Genomic DNA, 26,199 nt, shown 5'->3' with positions numbered 1-26,199 from the left:
TGTCGGCACCGCTTCCCATCGGTGACAATCACTTGCTCAGCCCGCGCGGCCGGCCGACGACTCGGCCAGCACCCCGTGGGGCCGGGTGCGTTCGATGAGCGGCAGGGTGCGCAGCTGCCGCTCGAGGTGCCACTGCAGGTGAGCGGCGGTGAGGCCGCTGCACTGGCGGCGGATGCCCTCGGGAACGGCGTCGATGCCCGACCAGTCGCCGCGACACAGGGCGCTCATCAGTTCCAGCACCCCCTGGGCGGGGGTGGCCGAGCCGGGTGGGCGGCAGTGCACGCAGACCGCGCCGCCGACGGCGACGTGGAAGGCGCGGTGCGGGCCGGGGGTGGCGCAGCGGGCGCATTCGTCCAGGGCGGGGGCCCAGCCCGCGAAACCCATGGCGCGTAACAGGAATGCGTCCAGGATCAGTTCGTGGGGGCGCTGTCCGGCGGCGATGGCGCGCAGGGCGCCCGCGGTCAGGGTGTGCAGGCGGGGGGCGGGGGCGCGCTCCTCGCCCGCGAGGCGCTCGGCGGTCTCGAGCACCGCGCACGCGGCGGTGTAGCGGCCGTAGTCGGCGACGATGTCGGAGGCGAACGCCTCCACGGTGTGTACCTGGGTGACGGTGTCGAGGTTGCGTCCGGGATACAGCTGCACATCCACGTAGGCGAACGGCTCGAGCCGCGCCCCGAATCGGGACCGGGTGCGCCGCACCCCCTTCGCCACCGCCCGCACCAGCCCGTGCCCGCGCGTGAGCAGTGTGACGATGCGATCGGCCTCCCCCAGCTTATGCTGGCGAACGACAATCGCCTGGTCCCGATACAACTGCACCCACACATCCTCCCACGCCCCGCCGACGCCCTCACCCCGCCGCGCCGAACCCCCGGCCGCCGTCGGCCCGCGTGTCGCCGACCAGCGAAGATGCTGACCCAACCTGCCAACGGCCCCACGGCAGGTCTCGCGGCCGCCGTGCTTCGCCCCATTGCGACGGCAGTCACCGGACACCCTTCGGGCCGCGCTCACATCCTCGCCCGCCCACACGCGCCAGCCGCGCACAACCCAACACCTGGACGCTCCACACATGCGCCGACTACGCAGACCAGCCGCGCGCCCTCCACTCGACCAGCCCACAGGCCGTAGCTGCCGCAATCAAAGACCATCGCGCGAGATACCGCGCTGCACCGAAGCCGCGCCACCTCAGCAGTCAGCTCCACGATCCGTACGTGTGCGCCGGAAGCTATTCCTCGGTCGCCTCCGCCCCGCGCCATGGCGTGCCACGGCCAGCGGCGATCAGGCGCAACTCGGCGTCGATGGGTCGGTGAACGCCCATCCCGGTCCTGTCGTCGCTCATGCGCACGATGGTGAACGGCAGCATCGTGAACCGGTCGCTCCCCGAGGTCATGCTCAGAGTATTGGCCGCACCGCGCGACGGCGGCATCGAATTTCGGTGCCGCCCACTGCATGCCGCGACCGCCCTTCACACCGGACGGTCGGCGTTCTCCGCATAAACCTGCGCGATGCGCGGGGCGTGGATGGTGCGTAGGAGCATGGTCGTCCACCCCGTCCGCGTGCGGTCGATCTGGAAGTTGTCCGACTCGACCAGCATCCGCTCGGGCCCCTGGAGTTCCATCGACACCGCCGGATGGCCGAGCGGAACCTCCACCAGCGCCTCGCGGCCGCCCCAGACGACGAGTCTCCTGGTGCTCATCGCGATCGTGCCGAACGTGATGTTCTCCCAGCTCGCCGAGGCGAAATGTAACGGTGTCCGATGACTGCGCCGTGCCACCGATCCCTCTACCGGACCGAATACCACGATCCCCTCCCATTCCATATCCGAGCGCAGTTGGGGCGGTAGCTCTTTCGAGCCGAACGCCCGGGACATCCACTTCACCTGTTCGATCGTAGGGCCCTCGAGGGCTGTCCGGCTCGACCCGTGTGTGCCGTTTCGCCCAAACCGCCGGCAAAACCGATCGCGATCCGACTACGTACGCTGGAACGACCCGATGTGAACAGTCCGACCAGGAGAACACCGATGACCACGGCGCCCACACGCGATCTCGGACTGGCCGAGCTGGCCGCCGCCCTCGCCACCGGCACGACGAGCTCGGTAACGGCGGTCACGTCCGCGCTGGACCGCATCGAGGCGAGCCAGGCCACGCTCAACGCCTTCCGCATGATCCGCCGCGAGCAGGCCCTGGCCGAGGCCGCCGACGCCGACCGCCGCCTCGCCGCGGGCGAGCGACTGCCGCTGCTCGGCGTGCCGATCGCGATCAAGGACGACACCGATATCGCCGGGGCGCCGACGGCCTTCGGTTGCGGCGGCGAATTCCCCGCCGCGACCGAGGACGCCGAGTCGGTGCGACGCCTGCGCGCGGCGGGCGCGGTGATCGTCGGCAAGACCAACACCTGTGAGCTCGGGCAGTGGCCGTTCACCGATGCGGCCGCGTTCGGTTACACCGCCAATCCCTGGCACGCCCAACGCACGCCGGGCGGCTCGTCGGGCGGCTCGGCCGCGGCGGTCGCGGCCGGATTGGTCCCGGCCGCACTGGGTTCCGACGGCGCGGGCTCGGTGCGCATCCCCGCGGCGTGGACCCATCTGGTCGGCATCAAGCCGCAGCGCGGACGCATCTCCACCTGGCCGCTGGCCGAGTCGTTCAACGGGCTGACCGTCAACGGTACCCTGGCGCGCACGGTCTCCGATGCGGCACTGCTGCTCGACCTCGCATCCGGCCCGAATCCGGGCGATCTGCACACCCCGCCCGCGCTGCGGGTGTCCGAGGCGGTGGGGCGCGATCCCGGACGGCTGAGAATCGCTCTGTCGCTGAGCATTCCGTTCACCGCCACCTGCACCAAGCTCAACCGCGAGATCGCTGCCCAGGTGCATGCGGTCGCCAATGTGCTGCGCCGGCTCGGGCATTCGGTAACCGTCGCGGATCTGCACTACGGCCTGCTGGTCGGGGCCACCTTCCTGCCGCGCTCGCTGACCGGCGTACGCGCGGCCCTCGCCGAGCGCCCCGGCGCCCGAGTCGATGCGCGTACCCGTACCAACGCCACGATGGGCCTGCTTCTGGGCCCGGCCCTGGGCGCCGCCCGCGCCGCGGAACCACTGCTGCACAGGCGAATCGGCCGTTTCTTCGACGACTACGACCTCGTGCTGGCGCCCACCACCGCCACCCCGCCCCCGTCGCTGCACGCCATGGACGCCCTCGGCACGAGCGCCACCGATACCCTGATCACCGCCTGCTGCCCCTACACCTGGCCGTGGAATGTGCTGGGGTGGCCGAGCATCAACGTCCCCGCCGGCTTCACCGCCGCCGGACTGCCCGTCGGCGCCCAGCTGATGGGCACGGCCAACTCCGAACCCCTGCTGGTTTCGGTTGCCGTTCAACTGGAATCGGAACTCCGCTGGGACCGCGACCGGCCGTCCCCCTGGTGGGAACGGTAACCCTGTCCGATCCGGGCACAATTATCGACCGAATGCCCTGTGCGTCACATTGATCCGAATCACCGCACCGACCCGGTCGAACGGCCCAGTGAGCGGTGACACATCCCAGTGTGACAATCTGGGCAATCGTGGCAAGTCACCAACACCGGCAACCAATCCTTCTGCGGTGCACTCGCATCCGCTGTAGGCTCGGTCAGTCCCGGACCCTCTCAATCGGTAACGAGGCATGACCGACTTCACTCCACTCCAGCTCGACGTCCTCGATGCACTGGCAGACTGCCCGGGTGCCCGCACCCCCGAGGAACTCGCCGACATCCTGGATTACTCCACCGGCGCGGTGGCCGATGCCCTGGACACGCTGAGACGACATCGCCGGATCGAGCGGGTCAACGCCTGGCAACTGGCCTCCGGCGCGCAGTACGCGCTGCGCTCACGCCTCACCCTGACCGATCACCAGATCGACATCATGAGTGACCTGGACAACGCCCCTGGCGCCCGCACCATCGAGGAACTGGCCTACGACTCCGGTGACGACGAGGACCTCGTCGCCGAGACCATGGACTCGCTGGCCCGCAGCGGTTACGTGCAGGCGGTCTCGGCCTACCGCCGCCCCGCGGAATCGCGCGTCGCGGCCGCCGCCCCCCGGCCCGGGCGCTCAGCCACTCCCCCAGATCCCTACGCCAGCCCCCTGGATCCCTATGCCGCGCAGGCGTATTCCACAGCTGATCCCTACACCGGCTCATCGGATCCCTATACCGGCTCCTCGGATCTCTATGCCGCGCAAGTAGATCCCCGGGCCATCACCGCAGATCCCTATGCCACTCCCGCGGTTCCCTACGAGCCGCTGCACGAGACCGTCACGGCGGATCCCTACACCACCCCGGCGACCGGCCTGCCCGCGCCGAGCTGGCTCGACCCCGAGCCCGACTCCGAACCCCCGACCCGCCGCCGAGTTCCGGTCTGGGTCAATCGATCTCGCTGAGGACAGTCGGTCTTGCCGGCGGCAATCGCTCTCGCCGGGACCGTCGGTCCAGACCGCGCCAGTCGATGCCGCCGAAGCCAACCAATCCCTGCCGCAGACGATCGACCTCGCCTAGGGCCATCACTCTCGCCAGGACCGTCGATTCAGATCGAGCCAGTCGATCTCGCCAAAGCCAACCAATCCCTCCGAGGACGATCGATAAGTCGCCGGACGCCGCACCTACCAACCGGGCCGGAATAGGGCCTGCCGATCAATAACACGTAGTCCATGGGGTTTCGGTTGTGCCGCTGGCGCATTGCTGGGCCGGTTCGCCTTCGATACCGGCAGTGCCCTCGAAGGCGAACGCGCCGCCATCCGTCCGCCCCGACGATTGGACGACACGGTCACGCGCCGATTCCATGCAGGCGTGCTGTCGGCGTCGGTATAGGCATTGGCCATACCTACGCCGATAGCACCGACGATCACACCATTATTACCCGCCTGCACAGACCGACCGAACCGTGAACAACCGGCAACTGGGCGTACGGGGTCGAGACCGCATACGGCAGACGGTATCTACGTGATCACGGCGGTCGCGGAGCGCCTCGCACGCATCCGGTCGGCAGCCTGCTCACGGTGGGTCGATCTGGAGATCAGGCGCTGTGCGCGCTTTCCTGCATGGCGCGGATGACGGCGATGTCGATACCGAGCTGCCTGGCGAAATCGGCGGTATCCCAGTAGGACCGGATCCGGTCGATTCGGCCGTCCTTGTCGAAATGATAGAGCGACACCATGTCCAGGCTGTAGGGCCGACCGCCGGGCTCCAGGGACACGGACGCGACAGCCTCCTCCGGAATGACGACGGTGCCGGTCTCGGTCAATTCCGTTGCGGCGGTGTCGCCTTCGACCACGATGCGTTGCACGGTTTGCTTTACGTCCGGGATCACGGTGTCGAGCACCTCCGCCCACACCGGCCGCAACTGCTCTTTGCCAAGAATCGGTTCGGGGCTGGTCGGAAACCGCACGACCACATCGTCGGCCAGTGTCGCCAGCAGGGCTTCGAGGTCGTGGTCGCTGTAGGCGCGGAAGAGCTGGCGAAGGGTATCGGCGTGGTTCATCGGTTTCTCTTTCTCACATGGCTCGCCTCGGCGACGAGCCGGATACCTGAACAATATATGGCAGAACTGCCAATTGGCAAGACTGCCTGAAGGCACGTATGCCTTTTTGCATAGGTGACATCGGTTGTTATGCTGGCTGCTGTGGTGGCTGACGATGCCGAGACCGGCCTACGAGCTCGCAAGCGCAAGCGCACCCAGGATGCGATCGTGGACTGCGCGCTGAGGCTGTTCGAGGAGAAGGGCTACGACGCGGTGACTATCGAGGAGATCGCCGCGGCCGCCGACGTCGCACCGCGCACCTTCTACCGCTACTTTCCCGCCAAGGAAGATGTGATCCTCGGCAATCCCGATGGGCGCGCGGCATCCGCCGCCGCCCTGTCACAGCGCCGTCCGGGAGAACCCGACGCCGAGTTCATCACCAGGGCAATGCTTGCGGGTCTGACCGCCGGTGACCCCGAACGCACCGCACGCTCGTACCGCCTGATCCAGTCGGTGCCCGCCCTGCAGGCGCGAATGTTCCGCCTGATGTGGGGCGCCGATCAGGAACCGTTCGTCGATGCCCTGCTCGATGGGGTCGAGCGCACCCGTGATGCCGAATTGCGAGCGCGGGTCATCGCCCACGCCGTCAGCGATACCCTGCGGATCGCAGTGACCTGGTGGCTACAGGGACACCAAAGCGGCACCCTTATCGACGCATGCAACAAGGCCATGTCCTACCTGTCCGAGGCAGTAGCTATCTGACACGCAGCACTCGGCGGCACAACCATCCGCCGCGACACGTCTCGCCACTGCGGCGGGCCTGGCCCGGACCTGGCTGAACCGAATGATTCTCGTGACCGGAGCCACCGGTACCGTCGGGCGTGCGGTGATCGATCACCTGCTGGACGCCGGTGTGCCGGTGCGTGCACTCACCCGGAAACCGGAGACCGCGGCACTGCCCGAGGGCGTCGAGGTCGTCCGGGGCGACCCCGCGGAACCTGGCAGCGTGGCCACCGCCCTGGGTGGGGTGGACCGCATGTTCCTGCTGACCGCCGGCCCGGACCTGGCCGTTCATGATGCCAACCTGTCGAAGGCGGCCGCCGCCGCGGGCGTCGCCCATATCGTGAAGCTGTCCTCCGGCCGGGCCGGTGACCCGGCGGCAACGGATCCGATCCCCGCCTGGCATCGCGCCGGAGAGCAGGCGGTCCGCGACAGCGGGGTGGCGTGGACGATGGTGCGCCCCTTGGGTTTCATGGCCAACGCCCTGCTCAGCGGATCGCGCCGCCCGCGCATGGCTCGCCCGTCAGAACCCCAGCTTGCCGAGCTGCTTCGGGTCGCGCTGCCAGTCCTTGGCCACCTTCACATGCAAATGCAGGTAGATGCGGGTGCCGAGGATGTGCTCGATCTGCTTGCGCGCGTTGGTGCCCACCTCCTTGAGGCGGGCGCCGCCCTTGCCGATGACGATTGCCTTCTGGCTGGGGCGTTCGACGTACAGCAGGGCGTGCACGTCTAGCATCTCGGGATCCGAATCCTCTTGACCCTCATAGCCTTCGCGCGGCAGCACCTCCTCGATCACGACCGCCAGCGAATGCGGGAGTTCGTCGCGCACCCCCTCGAGCGCCGCCTCGCGGATCAGCTCGGCCATGAGGGTTTCCTCCGGCTCGTCGGTCAGCTCGCCGTCCGGGTAAAGGGCCGGTCCCTCCGGCATTTTCGAGGCGATGACGTCGACGAGCACCTCGACCTGCTCGCCCTTGACCGCCGACACCGGCACCACGTCGGCATCCGGGCCCAGCAGTTCGGAGACGGCGATCAACTGCTCGGCGATCTGGTCGCGGCCCACCTTGTCGATCTTGGTGACCACGCCCAGCAGGGTGGTCTTGGGGGCCATCTGCCGGATCTGGGTGAGGATCCAGCGGTCACCCGGACCGATCTTCTCATCGGCCGGGATGCACAGCGCGATCACGTCGACCTCGGAATAGGTATCGCGCACAAGGTCGTTCAGGCGCTGGCCCAGCAGCGTGCGGGGCCGGTGCAGGCCGGGGGTGTCGACGAGGATCAGCTGCGCGTGCTCGCGGTGCACGATGCCGCGGATGGTGTGGCGGGTGGTCTGCGGGCGCGAGGAGGTGATCGCGATCTTCTGTCCCACCATGGCATTGGTGAGCGTCGATTTGCCGGTATTGGGACGGCCGATGAAACAGACGAAGCCCGAACGGAATTCGCTGGTCATTGCGCGGCCTCGACGGTGTCGTACACCGTGCCGCTGCGATCGGCGAAGATGAGCTTGGCCTCGGCCGAGACCTCGCGCACCGCTGCGATGCCCGCGTCGTGGAACGAACCGCCGACGAGCACCGCGGCCTCGAATCCCTCGGCGCCGCTGGAGATTGCCGCGGCCACCGCGGCCTGCAATGCGGTCAGCGGCAGGGCCTTCAGCTCCACCGCGCCGGCGGCGTAGGTGCGGCCGTCGGTGTCGCGGACCGCCGCGCCGCTGCCTCCTCCGGTACGCCCCATCGCGCCGCGCGCGAGCACCAGCAGCTTGTCGTCCTCCGGTTCCAATCCCGCGGTCTCACTCATCGCTGTCTCCATCCTGGTATTCGGGTTCGTGATTCTGTTTCTTCTCCGGCGCCCGCCGCACCACCACCGTGTGTATCCGTACTCGTCCGCGGGCGTCGGCGCCGCCCTCGCCGCGCAGCTGCAACCCGTGGATGACGGCCTTGGAGCCGGGCAGCGGCACGCGCTCGAGCGCGTGCCCGAGCAACCCGCCCACGGTATCGACGTCCTCCTCGTCGATCTCCGTATCGAACAGCTCGCCCAGATCCTCCAGCGAAAGCCTCGCGGACACACGGTATTTCCCGTTGCCCAGCTTTTCGACGGGCGCGATCTCGTCGGTGTCGTACTCGTCGGCGATCTCCCCGACGATCTCCTCGAGCACGTCCTCGATGGTGACCAGGCCCGCGATACCGCCGTATTCGTCGACCAGCAGCGCCATATGGTTACGGCGGCGCTGCATCTCGTCCAGCAGCGTGTCCAGGGGTTTGGAATCCGGTACGAACACCGCCGCGCGCATCACCTCGCGCACCCGTACCTTGCGGCTGCGATCCGCGTACGGCACAAGGTCTTTCAGGTACACCACACCGAGTATGTCGTCGACGTTCTCCCCGATCACCGGAATGCGCGAGTGCCCGGACCGCACCGCCAGCGACATCGCTTGCGCCGCAGTCTTGTCCGACTCGATCCACACCATCTCGGTGCGCGGCACCATCACCGCGCGCGCCGCGGTGTCCCCGAGTTCGAAGACCGACTGGATCATGCGGCGCTCGTCGGAATCCACCACCCCGCTCTGCTGCGCCATGTCCACCACCTCGCGCAGCTCCACCTCGGAGGCGAAGGGGCCGTTGCGAAATCCGCGGCCCGGGGTGATGGCGTTGCCCACCAGGATGAGCAGCCGCCCGACCGGGCCCAGCAGCGCGCCGATCGCCTGCAGCGGCAGCGCCGCGCCCAGGGCGATCGAATAGGCGTGCTGGCGGCCGAGGGTGCGCGGCCCGACGCCGATCACGACGTAGTCGACCAGCACCATGATCACCGCGGTGATCACCAGCGCCCAGTCGGTGTCCAGCACATCGTTCAGCGCCGCCGCCAGCAGCACCGTCGCGGAGATCTCGCACACCAGGCGCAGCAGCACCAGCAGATTCACATAGCGGGGGCGGTCGGTGACGATGTGCGCCAGCCGGCGGGCCCCGCCTCGGTCCGCGCGGACCATATCCTCGATCCGCGCGGGCGAGACGGTGACCAGGGCCGCGTCCAGGGCCGCGAACATGCCGCCGACCGGGACCAGAACAATCGCCAGCGCCAGTAGTGCCAGAGGGCTCACGTCTCCGCCTCACTGACGCTCGGCTCCGCCGTTCCCCCGGGGGCCTGTGTCATCGGTTCACTCGCTGCGCTCGCTCACGCGGGGCCCAGGGGATCACCGGAGTCGGTGAACCCGGCCTTGCCGAGCAGCGTGCGGTCGCGTTCGGTCTGCGCCGCGCGGCGCTGGGCCTCGCGCAGGCTCTCGTACCATTCGGCGAGCAGGGTGTTCTGCAGGCCGAACATCTCCTTCTCCTCCTCCGGCTCGGCATGGTCGTAGCCGAGCAGGTGCAGCACGCCGTGCACGGTCAGCAGCGCCAGCTCCTGGTCGAGCGAATGCCCGGCCTTGGTGGCCTGGGCTATGGCGAACTCGGGGCACAGCACGATGTCGCCGAGCATGGACGGTCCGGGCTCGCTGCCGTCCGGGCGACCGCCGGGCTCGAGCTCGTCCATCGGGAACGACATGACGTCGGTCGGGCCCGGCAGATCCATCCAGCGCATGTGCAGGTCGGCCATGGTGTCGAGATCGACCAGCACCATCGACAGCTCAGCCGCGGGGTGCACGTTCATGCGTCCGATCGCGAAGCGTGCGACGCTGACCAGATCTTCCTCCGGGACGTCCATACCCGATTCGTTGGCGATCTCGATACTCACGCCGCTCAGCTTAGGCCACCACCGTCGCCGCTCCGCGCACTGCGCCGCCGTCGTGCTGCGGGGCACCCGCGCAGTTCAGCCGGTACGCGCGCGAGACACGGAGCGTGTCCCGATCTGCCGCTGGGCTTTTCACAGTGAATCGCCGTCGTCATCGGCGACCGAACCGGGAATTGCTGCTAAATTCGCGGCGGTGACGACCATGCGCGGGGTGTGCTGCACGACGGTCTCGACCCTGGCGGCGCTGCTGATGGCCGCCCCTGTCACCGCCGCGGCGGACCCGCCGCAAAATCCGGGGCTTCCCGCCGCACTGACCTCGGCGATCGAACGCGATCTGGGCCTGTCACCGCAGGAATACCAGCGGCGGGCCGAGCTGGCACAGCGGCTGGCGAGTTTCGCCGCGACCCGGCGGCAGCTCGATCCGGGATCGGTGCGTGGCATCCGGCTCGACGGCGCGGGCCGACCCGTCGTCGCGACGACCGACAACGCCGTTCGCGCGGCCGCCCAGCATGCCGGATTTGTCCTCACCGACGCGGCCGCCCCCGGTTGGGACGCCGCGGCGGCCCACCCCGGCACGGACCGGAGGTATCCGGTACCCGAGCTGCCGGCCGCGGCCGCACCCGTCACCCCGCTCGACACGGTCGCCGGTGGTAACCGGTACATGAGCATCACGCAGCCGTCGAAGCATCAGGGCGCCGAATGTTCCTGGGCATTCAACGCGGTGGACCAGGACGGTCATCCGGCCGCGCTCACCGCCGGGCACTGCAACGTCGCCGCCCTCGCCGAGGAGTCCATCGGCCCCGATCAGCGTACCTACCAACTGCTCCCGGGCGACAAGCCCGGCGTAGTTACCGGAAACTTCGAGAAGTCGGTGGTCGACGGGATTCGCGACTACTCGATCGTGCGGATCGCCGAGCCGGTACGACATGCGTTCCACAACAACCTCGTTCGCGGCCGGGTCGGCGGGCCGGCGATCGGGATTACCGGCGTGGGGATTCCCGTCGAGGGGGCGCCGGTCTGTAAATCGGGCTCCACCACGGGATTCACCTGCGGCATTATCACCGCCGTGGATCAGCCCGATCCGCAGCGCCCGCCGATCCGGTTCAAGCACACCGCGCTCACTCTGCCGGGCGACAGCGGCGGCGCGCTGGTGTCCGGATCGCTCGCGATGGGGATCGTCAGCGAAGGCGGAATCTACAGCGACCCATCGGAATTCCCCACCGACCGGCCCGGCGTGCTCCCGCCGGCACAACCCGGCCTCCCCAGCCTGAGCCGGATACTGCAGCAGATCGGGCCGGGAGCACTCGAGCAGGTGAGCCCGCCGATCGACGGACTGCTGCGGTTCGTCCCGCAGGTGACGATGATCGCGCAATCGGTCGCCGATGTGCTCGCCGAGAACCCGGGTGTGCACTTACGCACCAGCTGATCTGCCACCGCCCGCACCGCGGATGCGGATCAGGCTGAACCATCAACGCCCGCACCACGAATGCGAGAATCGGGCTGCCCCATCGTCGCGCGAACGCAGATGCGGAGACCTGACTGCCTGTAATCGCCCGCCTGACCGTCTCGCACCACAGATGCGGAAACCGGCCTGCCCCATCGTCGCCCGCAGCGCTCATGCGGGAGTTGGATCGAACGTCGTCGGCACCGCGGGTGCGGGAATCAGTCCTCGCAGCACCGCTAATCCCTGTGCCCCAAGCGAAAACGCCTGGGGCACAGAGCACTACCGTGCCACCCGGAGCGCCCTACCTCAGCGCCGCGAGCGCTCGGCGGCGCGCCGCTGAGCCCGATTGCCCGGATAGTGCGTGGGCGCGACCGCCGGACGGTCGGCCTCGTACCGGTCGTACGCGTCGACGATCTCGGCGACCAGCCGGTGCCGCACCACGTCGCTCGAGGTGAGCTGCGCGAAGTGGATGTCCTCGACATCGCTCAGGATGTCGCTGACCACGCGGAGCCCGGAGCGGGTGCCGCCGGGCAGGTCGACCTGGGTGACGTCGCCGGTGACCACGATCTTGGAACCGAAGCCCAGGCGGGTCAGGAACATCTTCATCTGCTCGGGCGTGGTGTTCTGCGCCTCGTCCAGGATGATGAACGAATCGTTCAGCGAGCGGCCGCGCATGTAGGCCAGCGGGGCGACCTCGATGACGCCGGACTGCATGAGCTTGGGGATCGACTCCGGATCCATCATGTCGTGCAGCGAGTCGTACAGCGGGCGCAGATAGGGGTCGATCTTCTCGTTCAGCGTGCCCGGCAGAAAGCCCAGCCGCTCCCCCGCCTCGACCGCCGGACGAGTCAGGATGATACGGGTGACCTGCTTGTTCTGCAGTGCCTGCACGGCCTTGGCCACCGCCAGATACGTCTTGCCGGTACCGGCGGGGCCGATGCCGAACACGACAGTGTGCTCGTCGATCGCATCGACGTAGCGCTTCTGGTTCAGCGTCTTGGGCCGGATGGTCTTGCCACGCCGGGACAGGATATCCAGGCTCAGCACCTCGGCCGGGGAATCGGAGGACCCCTCGGTGAGCATGGCGTAGGTGTGCCGCACGGCCTCGGGCGTGACAACCCGATTGCGGCCGGTCAGCGCGACCAACTGCTCGACCACGCGCTCGGCCAGGGCCACATCGGCGGCGCGACCGGTGAGCGTGACCGCGTTGCCGCGGACATGGATGTCGGCATCGAGGAGGCCTTCGAGTTCACGCAGGTTCTCGTCGGCCGAACCGAGGAAGCCGAAAACGGATTCTGGAGCGAGTTCGATGCTGGAGCGCGCGGTCCGCGCGGCGGGCCCCGTACCGTTACCGGTGCCGCCGGCTCCGATGCCAGCTGTGGGGGTTGTCGGGTCGCCGTTTTCGCCTGGTGATCTCAAAAGTGCCTATGGCCTGCTTTCCGGTCTAGAGCTGCGCTGGCTGGTATGCCGGGTGTGATGCAAGTTTACAGCCGAGCACCGACACCGCCCAGTGAATAGACCGCGACCGGCAGGTCACAGGCCTGTGTGCGGTAACACGAACTACTTCGCCGAGATCAGATCGGGGTAGTGGCTCGCGAACTGCTCACGCAGCCAGGCCGGATCGCTGATGCACTGCCACAGCTCGGCGTCCGGAGCAGTCTCCTGCGCGAAGGCCACCCCGGCCCGGGCGCCCGCGGCGCCGAAGTTGGCGTGCACGGCGCCCGCGCTGGCGCACCAGCGATCGATGAGAAACCGGGTGTAGGCTTCGTCGATTCCGTATTCGCTGCCCCGCGCCAGCATCGCGACCTCGCGAAAGCCCGATCGCCAGGTGTGGAACGGGCTCTGGTTGAAGCGGCTGACCCCCGCCACGATCGGCCGGAATTCGACCCGGTCGAGCGCGGCGAGCACGTCGACGGTGCCGTCGCGCATGCCCCGGATCGCCTCGGTACGCATCAGCTTGAGGCCGCCGTACCCGGCGACGAGACCGTTGATCACGTTGACCGCCTGCAGCACCGCCATGGCCACGCCGTCCGCCAGCGGCTCCAGCGCGTCGGGATCGAATTGCGGATCGATGTCGAAATCGCCGTCGGCGAGCCAATATTGTTCGGTATCAACGAGTTCGGCGGTCATTTTCAGCGCGCGCCGCATCGGAGCCACCCCGTGCAGTCGCTTCACCGGCCGCTTGAATACTCGCTCCAGCCGGCCGTGCAGCTGCCCCGCCAGCGGTTCGTCATAGGACAGCAGGACGACGTCGATTCCTGTCACAATCATTCCCCATCCGCGCCACGCCCTCATCACGTGGTCGTCATCGCCACCCTAGACGACCTGCCGGACTCCCCGGTGGTTCAACCCAATTCGAGCGCGATACCCCGGCGCCGTCGATCGCGGATAGGTTCTGTCTCGAAGTGACCTGATGGGTGGCACCGCTGCCACCCATCAGCTTGTTTGGTGAAAAATGTTGGCTGCGTTGGCATATAGGTGAGGTCTCCGGTAGGTGGTTCAGCGACCGAGCAAAACCGGAGTACCTACCGGAGACCTCGTTGACCAGCGAAGCGGTGGCGGGGCGCGTGGACCTGACCGATGCCCAATGGGCACGGCTGAAGCTGTTGCTGCCCTGCGGTAAGAAGGCGGGACGCCCGCCGAAGTGGACGAAAAGGCAGCTCATCGACGGGATCCGGTGGCGGTGCCGGGTCGGGTCGCCGTGGCGGGACGTGCCGGCCGAGTACGGGTCCCGGCAGGCGGCGTACGGGCTGTTCCGCCGCTGGCAGCCGGAACCACCGTTAGATCAACAGTCCCGCCGTAGTGGTGCCTCGATCTATTGATGCTGGGTGCTGGGTGAACGCGGCGCGGTACGCGCTGGGAGTGAGTCCAGTCCTTCTCGACATGTGCTGGCGCAGGGAGTCGGTGGTGGTGAGGCCACTGAGCCGGGCCACCTGGTCCATCGGCAGGTCCGTTGTCTCCAGGAGTTCCTGTGCCCGGATCACGCGCTGGTGGAGGAGCCACTGCAGCGGGCTCAGGCCTGTTTCGTCGTGGAACCTGCGGGTCAAGGTGCGGACGCTGGTCGTCGCGTGTGCGGCGAGGTCGGCACGGGTGAGCGCTTCATGCAGGTGATCGAGCGCCCATGCCCGGGTCGCGGCCAGCGAGGTGCCCGTCTCGGGCGGCAGCGGTGTCGCGATGAACTGTGCCTGCCCACCGGGCCGCACCGGTGCCGCGACCACCAGCCTGGCGACCGCGTTGGCCGTCGCGGCGCCGTAGTCGGAGCGGACCAGGTGCAGGCACAGGTCGATGCCGGCGGACAGCCCGGCCGAGGTCAGGACGTTGCCGTCCTCGACGTACAGCACGTCGGGCCGCAGCAGGACTGCGGGATAGCGGGCGGAGAACTCCTCGGACTTGGCCCAGTAGGTGGTGGCGCTACGTCCGTCGAGCAGTCCGGCCTGGGCGAGGACGAACGCGCCGGTGCAGATCGAGGCGACGCGTTTACCCGCGGCTGACGCGCGGCGCAGTGCCGCCAGGACACTGGGGTCGATGTCATCGCGGGCAGCGGTTCCGGTCACGATGACGGTGTCCGCGTCGTCGACGGCCTCCAGCCCGTGCGGGACGGCGACCTCCAAGCTGCTGCCGGTGGTGATGGGCCCGGGACGGGCGGTGCACACGCGCACCCGGTAGCCGGGGCGGCCGTCGACGATCGTTTCGCCGAGGACGAGCTCCGGGATGGACAGGTCGAAGGTGGTCGCCGGGGGAACGGCGACGACGGCAACCCGATGCATGGCCCGAACCTCCGGATGTTTGTCATTCGGGCTACTACCTTACTGATCACCCGTGGCGGAGGGTAGAACCGCTGGGGCGGCCGGCCCCAGCTCTTCGACCAGGGAGTGCACCCATGTCCTTGTACGTCATCGTTGGAGCCGGAGCCACGGGATCGTCCGCCGCACGGCTGTTGGCGGACGCCGGTGAGCAGGTCCGGCTCGTCACCCGCCGGGGCAGCGGGCCGGCGCACGATCGGATCGAGCGGGTGGCCGTCGACGCCACCGATACCGCGCGGCTGATCGAGGCGACCCGCGGGGCAGCAGCGCTGTTCAACTGCGCCATGCCTGCCTACGACCGATGGCCGGCCGAATTCCCGCCGCTGGCCGCCTCGTTACTGGCCGCAGCGGAACGCAGTGGAGCGGACTACGTCATGCTCGGGAACACCTACGGCTACGGACCCGTGGATGGACCCGTCACCGAGGATCTTCCGATGGCGCCCACCAGCGTCAAGGGCCGCGTCCGTGCTCAGATGTGGCACGACGCACTCGCAGCCTACGAGGCGGGCCGGGTTCGGGTGACCGAGGTCCGGGCCAGCGACTACCTCGGTGTGGGCGCCTACTCGCCGTTCACGATCATGGTGGGGACCCCCGTGCTGGTCGGCTCGCCCGTCTCCTACCCGGGAGATCTCGACGCCCCGCACAGCTGGACCTACACCGGTGATGCGGCCCGGACCTTGATCGCCGCCGCCCGGAACGAGAAGTCCTGGGGCCGGGCCTGGCACGTGCCATCCACCTCTCGAGCCTCGGTCCGCGCGTTGGCCGCACACCTGGCCCTGGTAGCCGCCGTACCCGGCCCGGAGCTGACACACATGACCAGGGCCGAGCTGAAAGAGATCGGACGGACCGATTCGATCATGGCGGAGTTCCCGGAAATGCTGTACCTGTACGACCGTCCCAACATCCTCGATACGTCGCTCACAGCGTCACTCTTGAACATCGCCCCAACTCCGATCGACGTGGTCCTCGACGAGATAGCCGCGGAGCACGGCCAGCCCAAGGTCTGACGAACCGTAGGTAGGCCGCGGCGGGTGTTGTGACACCTGGGATCACCCGCGATCAAGCGAGGGTGGACATCAACGAGTCCGCGTCGTCCGCCGCTGGGCGTGCGCCTCGCACGGCCATTCGGAGTCCCAGGTCAAGACGCTTGTCCACGTAGACGGAAGGTGCCGTACGGGTTGATGTTCGACCAGAACAAGGCGGTCAGCCCCCATCGGTCTTCATCCGTGAGCCGGTTCGCCCACGCGCGCTCGGCGAGGACCTGCTGCGGCAGCATGTTGATGTACACCAGCGCGGACCGCAGCAGCTGGTCTCGGCGTGCTCCTTGTCCGGGCCAATCAGGGCACCGTCCTTGCCCTAGGTGGCGCGCGCCGCCCACTCGACGGTGAAGTCGCGGAACACCCGCACCGCGTCGGACGGTACGACGTTCGCCGACCAGATCAGCCCGACCGCGCGGGTGGCGCCGGGATCCGTCAGCGGCACCAGCACCGGACCGGGCTGGGGCCCGAGCCCGCGCGAAACTGCGTCCTCGATCGGTAGCAGCGCCACGCCCAACCCGGCCCCGACGAGGCCGCCCACCGTCACGAGATCGCTGGATTCCATGACGATTCTCGGGCGAAAATCGGCTGCGGCACACAGGTCTTCGAGAATCGTACGCATGCCGTATCCGGTCTGCATGGCGATGAAGTCCGAATCGGCGGCCTCGGCCAGGCGCACCTGGCGACGGCCCGCGAGCCTGTGGTCGGCGGGTACCGCCAATGCCAGGCGCTGACCCAGCAGCTCCCGCCAGCCCAGGCCGGGCACGGCCGGCTTGGGCGAGACGATGCCCAGGTCGGCCGCGCCGTCGCGCACCCGGCCGGTGACCACTTCCGCGGCATCCTGACTGAGGTTGAACGTGATCGCACCGGATCCACGCCGGAATCCGGCGATCAGCTCCGGGACCAGGCGCGCCCCGAACGAGTGCAGGAACGTCAGGCGCACCACGCCCCGGGCCGGATTGGCCAGATCCGCCAGCTCCCGTGCGGCGGCATCGAGTTCGGCCTGGGCGCGGCGGGCATGCTCGTAGTAGACGTGACCGAAGTCGTTGAGTGACAGGCGTTTTCCATGCCGATCGAACAGCCGCGCGCCGAGCCGGCGTTCCAGGCGGGCGAGCATGCGCGAGAGCGTCGGCTGCGACAGGCCCAGCCGGACCGCCGCCGCGCCGACATGCTCTAGCTCGGCGAGCGTGAGAAACCAGTGCAAATCGTCACTCGGCACGGGCCACCTCCCCTCGCGGAGCTTCACTAATGCAGCATCGGCATCAACTATCGAACTCTAATGCATTTCCTTTCCGAACGATATGCTCCCAAGCTGGGGATATGACCCACCAGCGCAGCACCCCGGCCCGCGAATCGGCGATTACGTCGGCGGCGAACGGTGTGCGGGCACGTCGATCGCTCGGCTCGATCCGCGGCCGCGAGACGTCCGGCGCGGATCCGATCGACGACCGCGGCAATCCCGGCGGCACCGGCGCGCGGCACGAACGACGGATCACGATCGCGCTGTTTGCGGCAGGCCTGACGACGTTCGCCTCGATGTACAGCATGCAGGCGCTACTGCCGAGCCTGTCGGCGGCGTTCGGGGCGACTCCGGCGCACGCGGCGCTGGCGGTCTCGCTGACGACCGGGCTGCTGGCGCTGGCGATCATTCCGGCGGGCGTGCTGTCGAGCCGGTTCGGACGGACCCGGGTGATGATCGCCTCCGCCGTCACGGCGAGTGTGATCGGGCTGCTGCTGCCGTTCAGTCCGTCGCTCGAGGTGCTGCTCGCCGGGCGCGCGCTGCAGGGCATCACCCTGGCGGGAGTGCCCGCGGTGGCGATGGCCTACCTGGCCGAGGAGGTGGGCGCGGGCGGGCTCGGTGCCGCGATGGGGATATACATCTCCGGGACGACGCTGGGCGGGCTTGCGGGACGGCTGATTCCGTCCTTCACGCTCGAGGCGGCGACGTGGCGGTGGGCGGCGGCCGCGGTGGCGATCGCGGCGGCGCTGTGCGCGATCTGGTTCGCGAGGCAGCTTCCGGCCTCGCGGCGATTCACCCCGCAGCCATTCGAATTACGGGTCATGGCAGCCGATTTCGCCGGACACCTGCGCAATCCGCGACTGCTGGCGCTGTTCGGACTGGCGTTCGTGCTGATGGGCGGATTCGTCTCGATCTACAACTTCCTCGGCTACCGGCTCATCGCCGCTCCGTTCCGATTGTCCGACTCCACAGCCGGTTTGGTCTTCCTGCTCTATCTGGCCGGGACCGTGAGCTCGACCGCCGCGGGCCGGATGGCCGACCGGGTCGGCCGCGGCAGGGTACTCACGGTCTCGGTGATCACCATGGCCGCGGGTACGGGGATCACGCTCCCGAACTACCTGCCGAGCCTGCTGGTCGGCGTGCTGCTCTGCACCGCAGGGTTTTTCGGCGCCCACTCGGTGGCCAGCGCCTGGGTCGGCAGCGCGGCGACCGGAAACCGTGCGGGGGCGTCGTCGCTGTACATGTTCGCCTACTACCTGGGCAGTTCGATCGTCGGCGGGGCGGCGGGATTCGTATACGGCAGGCACGGATGGGTGGGCGTTGCCGTCTACGTGGGCGTGCTACTGGCCGTGGCCGCCGGGCTCACCGCGAGCCTTGTCCTGCCGTCCCGGGAACGCCATCCGGAACCTGCAGCGGCACATGATTCGGTGTCCATTCAGGGCCCGAGCAACGGCGCGACCCGGTAGCGGCTGGCCGTCCAGGGCGGCGAGCCCGGGGTGGGCTCGAGCGTGATGGTGAGGACCCGCTTGTTCGCGGTCGCTGCGGCCGGAAGTACATAGGTGTCGTCGAGCCAGCGGTGAATGGTGTTGCGGCGGGGCTGAAGCCAGGTGCCGATCGGGGTGCCGTCGACGAGCACGCGCGCCGACTGGTAGCCCCGGTCCTGGTCGCCGGTGCGTTCCAGGACGACGCCGGTGTTGCCGGGCGGGATCGCCGTGCGGAAGGTGATGGGAGCGGAGGTGGCGCGCACGGTTCCGGGCACCGGAACGGTGTCTGCTGTTCCTTCGTATTGGCTGACGAGCGGGTACCGCACCGCGCCCGGATCGCTGTAAGCGTGTGCGGCACGGCTGTTCCGGTCGGCGAGATCGATCCGGTCGCCGGGTGCGGCGGCCGGCAAGGCGGAGGTGTAGAGGAATGCGGTGGAGCCGTAGTCGGCGGGCATCAGGTTGCGCTTGCCGTGTTCGATGCCGAATCGCATGCCGGATCGATAGTCCACGGCGTCGGTGAGCATCAGCCGATACGCGTCGAGGCAGTAGCTCGGACATCCGGACCCGGTGCCGCCGGCGGCGGGCATGCCCGTCAGCGGGTCGCTGAAGGCGACGCCACCGACGGGGTAGTGATCGGGCGGCGAGCCGGGGTATTTGTCCACGTGGGCCTTGAAATACCAACCGCCCTCGAAGAAGTCCTCGGTACCGGTGCCGTACAACCGGGGCGATCCGGCCCCGTCGGCATAGACGCGCTCGGCTCCCTCGAGGAACAAGGGGGCGTCCGGGGAGAACGCCGAGGGCACGGTGACGCCTCGCATGGTTTCGCTGACGCCGACGAACTTTCCGTGTCCGGGTTGGTCGGCGAACGTCCAATCCTGCCCCGGTGCAGTGAGTCCCGTATGCGAGTACGCCGTGAAGTACCCCGCCAGACCGCCGGCCAGTGCCGGAGCCCAGGCCGGATCCGCTACCGTCGCCACGTCGGTGTCGATGCCGTTCACCGGACCGGGCGAGCCGTTCGCCAGCCATGCTGTTACGTTGCGGGCGTATGGCATTGGCCACCACGACGATAGCCAACCTCCCAGCGCCGGATCGGTGGCGAACATCAGTGCCCGGACCGGCGGCGCCGCGTATCCGGCCCCGAAAAACTCGTCGACCGGCGCATCGACGAGCACACGACCGTCGAAGGCGATGCCCAGCCGCAACCCGTTCCGCGCGGCCGGAGCGATGCGCAGCCGCAGTGCGGCGATGCTGCCGGAACCGCTCGCGGCGGCTATCGGAATCTCCGCTCCGGGTGGGAGATTCACCGTTCGGCGGTCGTGCCGGGTATCGGGCGCTTCGGGTTTCGGATCACGGGCACCCGCAGACCGCATCGTGGCGATCACATCGTCGGCCCGGCCCGCGGGGTCGAACGCGGTGATCCCGTCCGCGTCGGGAAAATGCCGGTACACGACGTGGTAGTACTCCAGATTCGATGCCACGCTGATCCGCATCGAGCGGCGATACGGCATGGGCACCTTGATGTAGACCCCGCCCGAGGACTGATTTCCGTTGGCGACCAGCGGGAAGACGAACGGCGCACCGAGCCTGCCGTCCACGATCGACTGCAGCGGCGCGTCCACGACCGTCCGCCCGTCCAGCTCGACGCGGAGATTCCCCATCGCCGACACCACCCCGCCGTCCCGGGTGAACCAGACCGACTCGATCTCCCCCGCGCCGTCGTCCTGCGCGATCATGCATCCGGCCCCGCCGGGCCCCAGACACCCGCCACTGCCGTTGTTGTTGCCGGTCAGCGGGTCGAAATCGCCACCGCTGCGATCGAAGCTGGAGAATTCGCGCGTCTCGGCGCCGGAATCCAGATAGGGCAGCCGATCCAGGTGCCGGAACGTATCCCACCCCACCGATCGGCCTCCCGGGGCCGGCCCGGTCGCGCCCGCAGGCGGCATCCCCGGCGCCGCGGCCCCCAGCACGACCGCCACGACCATCACGACACCGCGCCGGAACAGCGAAGATCCGCCGATTCTCATGCCCTGCAACACCCTTCGCGATATCCGCGGGACTGCCCGTCGGGGTTGCGTGACGGCGCCCGCCGATGCGGAGAATCCATCCAGTCGGTAGCATTTTGCCACGCCGCGCCACCGCGGCAGAAGCGGGATCCGCCGGGCTCAGTGCGGGAGGTCCGGGGTCAGGGCGGTCGCGGATCGCAGGGCCAGGCCGCAGAGGTTTCCCGACAGGCTCGAGCCGACGGATTGGCGGACGAGGATCTGGACGGTGCCCTGGGAAGTCGGCACGGCCACCGAGCAGTTGGGCGGGGGTGAGAGGATGTCGAAGTCGATTGCCCTGCGGTTGCCGACAGCGACGTCGCGGATGTTTTCGAAGGTCTTGTTCGCACGGAACTCGGCGATGGTGTGCACGGTGGCGAAGACGCTGAGAAAGTAGGTGGCGCTGTGCCATGCGCAGCCCTGCCAGTCGATGTAGTCCGGCATCTCCGAGGGCGTCGAATCCTTGGTGCCCGACTCGACTCCCACGGCCGCCAGCACCCGGTCCGGCAGCGTGCACGGATTCCACAGCTGCTGTTTGGTGAGCGACTCCGGGCTGGTCGGCGCGGTCTGCGACGAGTCCGAGTCCGGTGGAGCGCACGCGGCCAGCGCCAGCAACACACCCATCCCGGCCGCGATCCCCACTGTACGCACTCAAAACCCCCGTTCCGAGAAATCCGTCCCAACGTAGCAATTGGATCTCAGCTCGAGTACCCCCACTCTCATGGACACGTTGTCGCGCGCGAGCTGATCGCGCGGACCCGGTCGCGAATCGATTGTCCCGCAGCGCAATAGCGCGGCCGTTGCCAGCTCCTCACCACGGGATGAGGGCGCGAAACCGAATATGGCTGGGGGCGCCCCGCGTCCTGCGGGTATGGTGCTGCCCCGGGGGGCGTCGGCTCGGCAGCGGTCGGGATCTGGAAGGAATCGGGTTGTGCGTAAGACGGTTTGGGCTGTGCTCTTGATCGGTGCGCTGTCGGGATGCGGTTCGATGAATCACGGGGACGCGGGGATCCCCGTCCGACCAGTACCCGCGTCGAGCGCCGGGCCGACGACATCGAAGTGCCCCGCGCCCGCCCCGGCCGCCGCGACCGGCTATACCGCGACCACCACCCGAATACGCTCGAAGACAGCCATATTCGCGTACAACATCACGCTACCGCAGCTCACGGGCGGCACGGCCGCGGTGCGCGACCGTTTCAATTCGGCCATGCACGCGGCATTGTCGGATGCGACAGCGGTCGGGAACGGCACGGTCGCCGACGGCGAAATCCCCTACGACTGCAACGAAGCCAGCGGTGTCACCCGCATCGGCGCGCACGTGATCGCGGGCGTGCTCATCACCAACCGGTACAGCGGCGGCGCCTACCCTTCCAATAAGCTCGACACCGTCGTCATCGATACCGCCACCGCCCAGCCGATCCTGCTGCCGTCGGTGTTGCGCAACCCGGCCCGCGCCTGGGAAACGCTCGCAGCTCTCGCCCCCACCCTCGTCCCGGCCGGCGAGCCGAAGCTGGACACCCCCGGAGCCACCGGGGATTCGTTCGCCGAGTGGCTCCCCTCGCCCGCGGGCCTGACCGTGTATTTCGGGGTGCCCCACGTCCTCGGCGACTACCACCCGGTGCTGTTCCCGTGGTCGCGTATCCGGGATCTGTTCACCCCCTCCGAGCTGGCGATTCTGTCCAGTTGAGCTTGCCGCCGCCCGCGCGTCGCCCCGGATCCATTGACATCGGCGCGGCGCGATTGTCAGGATGTATGCGCGTAACCGTTCGCTGAGCGATTGCTGCTCATCCGGTTGTCGGCATGCCTGGCCGAAATGCCCCAGGCGGCTCGACAGCGCTCGACGATTCGACGGACGCGGTATTACCCCCGTTCGAGAGAGCTTTCCGGACGTGACCTACCGACACGGAGGTTCGAATGTCTGATCGCAAGCAGAATCGAAAACCCGGCCAGACAGCCAACAAGGCCAAGCAGGGCATGAAGGATCAGGGCCAGCGCATGCAGCGCGAGGCCGATCGCATGTCCGGCGAAATGAAGCAGGACATGGACCGTCTGGGCACGGGAATGCAGCGCGAAGCGCAGCAGGCGCGGTCGGATACGAAGAACATGAACGAGGATATGAAGAACATGGGCAAGGAGCCGAAGAGGAAGCTGCAGCACCGCTAGCTTCGCATCGGCCCGCGGATTCCGAGATGGGGTCCGCGGGTCGAGATGTCCTGTGCGGCAGGGAATTACCAGCGGTCGAATTCGTCCTAGCGGAGGCAGGACCGGGCTCGTTACCGCAGACTGTGTGACAGAGCGTGACTCGCATCCGCAGTACAGGCCAGGACCCAATACCGCCCGTCGCGCCCGGGGCTGACGCCGGTCGGCTCCTGGTCCTGCCAGCGAGCCGGGTCGCCCCAGGGGAAGTGCGGTTCTTCCGCCGGTGACCACACACAGCTCAGGAACTCGCCGCGATCAACCTCCAACAGCGGCCGCATCGGGGCGCCGCAGGGGCAATCTTCCAGATGCGCGGGATCGATCCAGCTGGAGTCCCAGCCCCCGATCTTCCAGCCCGGAGCGTGGGCCAGGTAGAAGTAGCTTTCTTTCTCGGGCTGGTCGGCGTCCCAGATCCGAAGGCGCTGTTCGAGTTCGGCGGGCATCCGGCCGAGCAGTCGACCGTGGCCGAGATCGGCGAGTTGGCAGATGGGCGGGAACTCGACTATCGGCTCCGGGTGGGCCACACAGGGATTCGGCACGTACTGCGGGCGCTCGATCAGCGTGCACGGCGGCGGTGAATCCAGCAGGGCGCCAACCGATGCCGAGTCGCGCCAGACGGGCACCGACCGAGGTCCGCGCCACTGCTTGTGATCGTTGGGACACCACAGAATCTGCAACAGGTCCGTGCCATCCGGGAACGGGAAGTCTCCGGCCTCGGAACGAAACAGCTGCACGACCGGAATCATCGCAACCGGCTCGGCCGGGATCTCCTCGACTTCCCAGGTGACGGCGTACCCCTCGGGAGTGATGCCGAACTGACCGATGCGGGTGGGACCCGCAGCGATAAATGCCAGCACCTCCGGCCGCCTCACGCGGCCGCGGCTTTCCTCCCTGGCCAGGTTGCGGCGTGCGTGCTCCTTGCGCTGGGCTTCGAAGCCTTCGATCTCCTCGTCCGTCATCGGCCGGGTCTTCGTGATCGGATGCGGATCCGAACACACGGGCCACGGCTCGTCCCGCGGCCACAGTAGCGGCCCGCCCACAGAACTCTGCCGAGGTATCGGCGCTCCGGCACGCGGATGCAGTCGCACCGCGGGGAGCGCATAGCCGAGCAGTTCCGGGAAGGCGGACAGCAGTGCTCGGCGCATGCGCGGCGTCGTGACGATCACCGGTCCACTCTTTCGCAGTCCCGCACAGAAAGATATGGGCCGGTTCACCAGAATGTTCCCGTACCCCAACGGGGTTGCGGGCCACCGATAACGGGCGGGCTCAGATGACCATGACCCGGCGTCCCCGGGTGTGACCGGCTCGGCTATCGATATGCGCCGCAGCCGCTTCGGCGAGCGGATACGACTTCTCGACCGGGATGTGGAGCTTTCCGCCCGAGATGAGATCGGCGGCCACGGCGAGCGCGTCCGGCATGCTCCCGGCCACACCGGAGAATCGGACACCGAACTCCGGCGCACCGAGATCGGCGATGGAGACCACCCGCTGCGGATCGCCGGCCAGCTCGACCAGCTGCGGGATCACACCCGAGCCGGCCAGGTCGAGCGCCGCGTCGATACGGCCGAACCGCCGGACGCGCTCGACCCAGCCCTCGCCGTAGGTCGTGGCGAGGGCGCCCAGGCCGCGCAGATAGTCCTGGTTGGCGGCGCCGCCCGTGGCGATCACGGCGATACCCCGGTCGCGAGCGATTTGCAGCACCGCCGATCCGACGCCCCCGGACGCACCGCTGACCAGCAGCGTCTGCCCGGGCTCCACGCCGACCTGGCCGATGATGCGTAGCGCGGTCTCCACCACCGAGGGGTACCCCGCCGCCTCTTCGAACGTCAGCCCCTCGGGCATGCGGGCCCAGGCCCACAGCACGGCGAACTCGGAATAGGTGCTCGATCCCTCGCCGAATACGCGGTCACCGATCTCGACCCCGGCGACGCCCTCGCCGATCTCGTCCACCACCCCGGCGGCGTCCTGCCCGACACCGGAGGGCAACTCGATCGGATGAGCCCCGAGGATCTGGCCTTCACGAAGGCGCCAGTCGACGGGGTTCACGCCCGCCGCCCTCACGGCGATGCGCACCTGGCCGGGGCCCGCATGGGGCTCCTCGGCCTCGAGGAGTTCCAGCACGTCCGGACCGCCGAATTCGGCGAAAGTCACTCTCTTCATGCGATCGACTATAACACTAACGGTTAGTATTTTGATACGGGTACATTTTTGCATCTGATAGCATGAATGGATGACTGTGCCGCCCGGACGCCGCGAGCGCAAGAAGGCCGCGACCCGCCAGAAGATCGCCGACACCGCGCTGCAACTGTTCCTCGAACACGGGTACGACGCGGTAGGCATCCGGGACGTGGCCGCCGCGGCGGATGTGGCTGTCACCACGCTCTTTTCGCACTTCGCCTCGAAAGAGGCCCTGGTGTTCGAGCAGGACGAGAACTTCGAGCAACGCCTCACCCGAGCGGTCACCGACCGGGTGCCGGAGGAACCGCTCATCCCCGCGCTGCGCCGCGAGATCCACGCCCAGGTCCGGCATTGCGTCGCGGCCGACGGCGGCGCGGAGATCTGGAACCTGATCGACGAGTCACCCGGTCTGCGCAAGTACGAGGAGTCGATGCGGCTGCGTCACGCCGAGTCGCTGGCGACGGCCATCGCCACCGATCTCGACCTGCCGGAGCCGACAACGGCATGCCGGGCGATCGCGAGGTTCGTGATTGATGTGCATTCGCTGGCCCGCGAGGCGGCCGATCCCGAGGCCGCGGTGGACGAGATCTTCCGGATGATCGAGGCGGCCTGGAAGATCATCCAGGTCAATCCCCCGCGAGGAACGAGGTCACCGTCGCGTGGTGGCCGTTGAGGGTCTCCAGGTCGGATTCGATGCGCTGCAGTGTTGTTCGCATTGCCGCGACGATCTCGGGGCACAGTTCGAGCTGTGGGCGCGAGCCGCTGGCGCAGGACGCGTGTCGTGGCGCCCGATCGGCGG

27 protein-coding genes and 1 pseudogene are annotated in these 26,199 nt (G+C 68.3%); 11 read left to right on the top strand and 17 right to left on the bottom strand.

The genetic code is table 11. The features are described 5' to 3' along the window. Positions 1–36: 36 nt before the first annotated feature. The 3 genes from recO to KO481_RS15690 all read right to left on the bottom strand — a co-directional run bounded on the left by recO (position 37) and on the right by KO481_RS15690 (position 1,873). Complete coding sequence (recO, locus tag KO481_RS15700) at positions 37–813, bottom strand: DNA repair protein RecO (RefSeq protein WP_215917827.1); 777 nt, start codon at positions 811–813, stop codon at positions 37–39. A gap of 406 nt (positions 814–1,219) precedes the next feature. After that, positions 1,220–1,384, bottom strand: a complete 165-nt coding sequence (locus KO481_RS15695; protein ID WP_215917826.1) for a hypothetical protein — start codon at positions 1,382–1,384, stop codon at positions 1,220–1,222. A 75-nt stretch (positions 1,385–1,459) separates the two neighbouring features. Continuing rightward, the gene (locus tag KO481_RS15690) at positions 1,460–1,873 is read right to left on the bottom strand and encodes a hypothetical protein (protein WP_215917825.1); all 414 of its coding nucleotides are present in this window, start codon (positions 1,871–1,873) and stop codon (positions 1,460–1,462) included. Positions 1,874–2,014: 141 nt separating this feature from the next. On the opposite strand from KO481_RS15690, the gene KO481_RS15685 reads away from it, so the two are divergent. Next, positions 2,015–3,427 (top strand): amidase, encoded by a 1,413-nt coding sequence (locus KO481_RS15685; RefSeq protein WP_215917824.1) that lies wholly within the window; start codon positions 2,015–2,017, stop codon positions 3,425–3,427. 226 nt (positions 3,428–3,653) lie between these two features. Further along, a complete protein-coding gene (locus KO481_RS15680; RefSeq protein ID WP_215917823.1) occupies positions 3,654–4,409 on the top strand; it encodes a MarR family transcriptional regulator in 756 nt (251 codons plus the stop codon). Between the two features lie 632 nt (positions 4,410–5,041). Here KO481_RS15680 and KO481_RS15675 read toward each other — a convergent pair. Continuing rightward, the gene (locus KO481_RS15675) at positions 5,042–5,602 is read right to left on the bottom strand and encodes a nuclear transport factor 2 family protein (protein WP_215917822.1); all 561 of its coding nucleotides are present in this window, start codon (positions 5,600–5,602) and stop codon (positions 5,042–5,044) included. A 45-nt stretch (positions 5,603–5,647) separates the two neighbouring features. On the opposite strand from KO481_RS15675, the gene KO481_RS15670 reads away from it, so the two are divergent. Continuing rightward, positions 5,648–6,247 (top strand): TetR family transcriptional regulator, encoded by a 600-nt coding sequence (locus KO481_RS15670; RefSeq protein ID WP_215917821.1) that lies wholly within the window; start codon positions 5,648–5,650, stop codon positions 6,245–6,247. A gap of 82 nt (positions 6,248–6,329) precedes the next feature. Next, a pseudogene (locus KO481_RS15665) lies at positions 6,330–6,734 on the top strand (SDR family oxidoreductase); the annotation flags it as partial. 54 nt (positions 6,735–6,788) lie between these two features. Here KO481_RS15665 and era read toward each other — a convergent pair. The 4 genes from era to ybeY form a co-directional block, all read right to left on the bottom strand. Further along, on the bottom strand, positions 6,789–7,712 hold the full coding sequence (era, locus tag KO481_RS15660) for a GTPase Era (protein ID WP_215917820.1): 924 nt from the start codon (positions 7,710–7,712) through the stop codon (positions 6,789–6,791). Further along, positions 7,709–8,056: a cytidine deaminase-like protein gene (locus KO481_RS15655; protein WP_215917819.1), complete on the bottom strand. Its 348-nt coding sequence runs from the start codon at positions 8,054–8,056 to the stop codon at positions 7,709–7,711. Before KO481_RS15655 ends, era begins: the two co-directional genes overlap by 4 nt. Beyond that, on the bottom strand, positions 8,049–9,353 hold the full coding sequence (locus KO481_RS15650) for a hemolysin family protein (RefSeq protein WP_215917818.1): 1,305 nt from the start codon (positions 9,351–9,353) through the stop codon (positions 8,049–8,051). Before KO481_RS15650 ends, KO481_RS15655 begins: the two co-directional genes overlap by 8 nt. Positions 9,354–9,427: 74 nt before the next feature. Beyond that, positions 9,428–9,982 carry an rRNA maturation RNase YbeY gene (gene ybeY, locus KO481_RS15645; RefSeq protein WP_215917817.1) on the bottom strand — a complete coding sequence of 185 codons (555 nt, stop codon included), beginning with the start codon at positions 9,980–9,982 and terminating at the stop codon, positions 9,428–9,430. Between the two features lie 190 nt (positions 9,983–10,172). Between ybeY and KO481_RS15640 the strand changes: the two genes are divergently transcribed. Next, the gene (locus KO481_RS15640) at positions 10,173–11,405 is read left to right on the top strand and encodes a S1 family peptidase (RefSeq protein ID WP_215917816.1); all 1,233 of its coding nucleotides are present in this window, start codon (positions 10,173–10,175) and stop codon (positions 11,403–11,405) included. A gap of 324 nt (positions 11,406–11,729) precedes the next feature. Here KO481_RS15640 and KO481_RS15635 read toward each other — a convergent pair whose 3' ends face one another. Together KO481_RS15635 and KO481_RS15630 are read right to left on the bottom strand one after the other, a co-directional pair. Next, entirely contained in the window at positions 11,730–12,794 is a 1,065-nt protein-coding gene (locus tag KO481_RS15635; RefSeq protein ID WP_215917933.1) for a PhoH family protein, read from the bottom strand. Between the two features lie 189 nt (positions 12,795–12,983). Further along, positions 12,984–13,688 carry a hypothetical protein gene (locus KO481_RS15630; protein WP_215917815.1) on the bottom strand — a complete coding sequence of 235 codons (705 nt, stop codon included), beginning with the start codon at positions 13,686–13,688 and terminating at the stop codon, positions 12,984–12,986. A gap of 152 nt (positions 13,689–13,840) precedes the next feature. On the opposite strand from KO481_RS15630, the gene KO481_RS15625 reads away from it, so the two are divergent. Further along, complete coding sequence (locus KO481_RS15625) at positions 13,841–14,245, top strand: transposase (protein WP_308166621.1); 405 nt, start codon at positions 13,841–13,843, stop codon at positions 14,243–14,245. On the opposite strand, the gene KO481_RS15620 is transcribed toward KO481_RS15625, so the two are convergent. Continuing rightward, entirely contained in the window at positions 14,204–15,190 is a 987-nt protein-coding gene (locus KO481_RS15620; protein ID WP_215917814.1) for a GlxA family transcriptional regulator, read from the bottom strand. The genes KO481_RS15625 and KO481_RS15620 overlap by 42 nt on opposite strands. A 113-nt stretch (positions 15,191–15,303) precedes the next feature. Here KO481_RS15620 and KO481_RS15615 point away from each other — a divergent pair, with 113 nt between their 5' ends. Next, positions 15,304–16,233 (top strand): NAD-dependent epimerase/dehydratase family protein, encoded by a 930-nt coding sequence (locus tag KO481_RS15615; protein ID WP_245400915.1) that lies wholly within the window; start codon positions 15,304–15,306, stop codon positions 16,231–16,233. 131 nt (positions 16,234–16,364) lie between these two features. Here the strand turns inward: KO481_RS15615 and KO481_RS15610 are convergent, their stop codons facing one another. Both KO481_RS15610 and KO481_RS15605 read right to left on the bottom strand, forming a co-directional pair. Beyond that, positions 16,365–16,514 carry a transposase gene (locus tag KO481_RS15610; protein ID WP_215917813.1) on the bottom strand — a complete coding sequence of 50 codons (150 nt, stop codon included), beginning with the start codon at positions 16,512–16,514 and terminating at the stop codon, positions 16,365–16,367. Positions 16,515–16,582: 68 nt separating this feature from the next. Beyond that, positions 16,583–17,482 carry a LysR family transcriptional regulator gene (locus KO481_RS15605; RefSeq protein WP_215917812.1) on the bottom strand — a complete coding sequence of 300 codons (900 nt, stop codon included), beginning with the start codon at positions 17,480–17,482 and terminating at the stop codon, positions 16,583–16,585. A 101-nt stretch (positions 17,483–17,583) separates the two neighbouring features. Between KO481_RS15605 and KO481_RS15600 the strand changes: the two genes are divergently transcribed. Then, a complete protein-coding gene (locus KO481_RS15600) occupies positions 17,584–18,969 on the top strand; it encodes an MFS transporter (RefSeq protein ID WP_215917811.1) in 1,386 nt (461 codons plus the stop codon). Here KO481_RS15600 and KO481_RS15595 read toward each other — a convergent pair. Both KO481_RS15595 and KO481_RS15590 read right to left on the bottom strand, forming a co-directional pair. Beyond that, positions 18,939–21,011, bottom strand: coding sequence for a glycoside hydrolase family 172 protein (locus tag KO481_RS15595; protein WP_245400914.1), 2,073 nt, complete (start codon positions 21,009–21,011; stop codon positions 18,939–18,941). The two genes, KO481_RS15600 and KO481_RS15595, sit on opposite strands and share 31 nt — an antisense overlap. A 138-nt stretch (positions 21,012–21,149) precedes the next feature. Then, entirely contained in the window at positions 21,150–21,677 is a 528-nt protein-coding gene (locus KO481_RS15590; RefSeq protein ID WP_215917810.1) for a DUF3558 domain-containing protein, read from the bottom strand. Positions 21,678–21,957: 280 nt separating this feature from the next. Here KO481_RS15590 and KO481_RS15585 point away from each other — a divergent pair, with 280 nt between their 5' ends. Together KO481_RS15585 and KO481_RS15580 are read left to right on the top strand one after the other, a co-directional pair. After that, positions 21,958–22,713: a hypothetical protein gene (locus KO481_RS15585; RefSeq protein WP_215917809.1), complete on the top strand. Its 756-nt coding sequence runs from the start codon at positions 21,958–21,960 to the stop codon at positions 22,711–22,713. A 227-nt stretch (positions 22,714–22,940) separates the two neighbouring features. Then, the gene (locus KO481_RS15580; protein ID WP_215917808.1) at positions 22,941–23,189 is read left to right on the top strand and encodes a hypothetical protein; all 249 of its coding nucleotides are present in this window, start codon (positions 22,941–22,943) and stop codon (positions 23,187–23,189) included. Between the two features lie 110 nt (positions 23,190–23,299). Here KO481_RS15580 and KO481_RS15575 read toward each other — a convergent pair whose 3' ends face one another. Together KO481_RS15575 and KO481_RS15570 are read right to left on the bottom strand one after the other, a co-directional pair. Then, entirely contained in the window at positions 23,300–24,388 is a 1,089-nt protein-coding gene (locus KO481_RS15575) for a hypothetical protein (RefSeq protein WP_215917807.1), read from the bottom strand. A 100-nt stretch (positions 24,389–24,488) separates the two neighbouring features. Then, a complete protein-coding gene (locus KO481_RS15570; RefSeq protein WP_215917806.1) occupies positions 24,489–25,382 on the bottom strand; it encodes an NADP-dependent oxidoreductase in 894 nt (297 codons plus the stop codon). A gap of 70 nt (positions 25,383–25,452) precedes the next feature. Between KO481_RS15570 and KO481_RS15565 the strand changes: the two genes are divergently transcribed. Further along, the gene (locus KO481_RS15565; RefSeq protein WP_215917805.1) at positions 25,453–26,073 is read left to right on the top strand and encodes a TetR/AcrR family transcriptional regulator; all 621 of its coding nucleotides are present in this window, start codon (positions 25,453–25,455) and stop codon (positions 26,071–26,073) included. Positions 26,074–26,199 lie beyond the last annotated feature (126 nt).

It is taken from the genome of Nocardia albiluteola, assembly GCF_018860155.1.
GTDB lineage: Bacteria > Actinomycetota > Actinomycetes > Mycobacteriales > Mycobacteriaceae > Nocardia > Nocardia albiluteola.
Note: the sequence above shows the minus strand (reverse complement) of the source record. Positions and strands in the feature narration are given on the sequence as shown.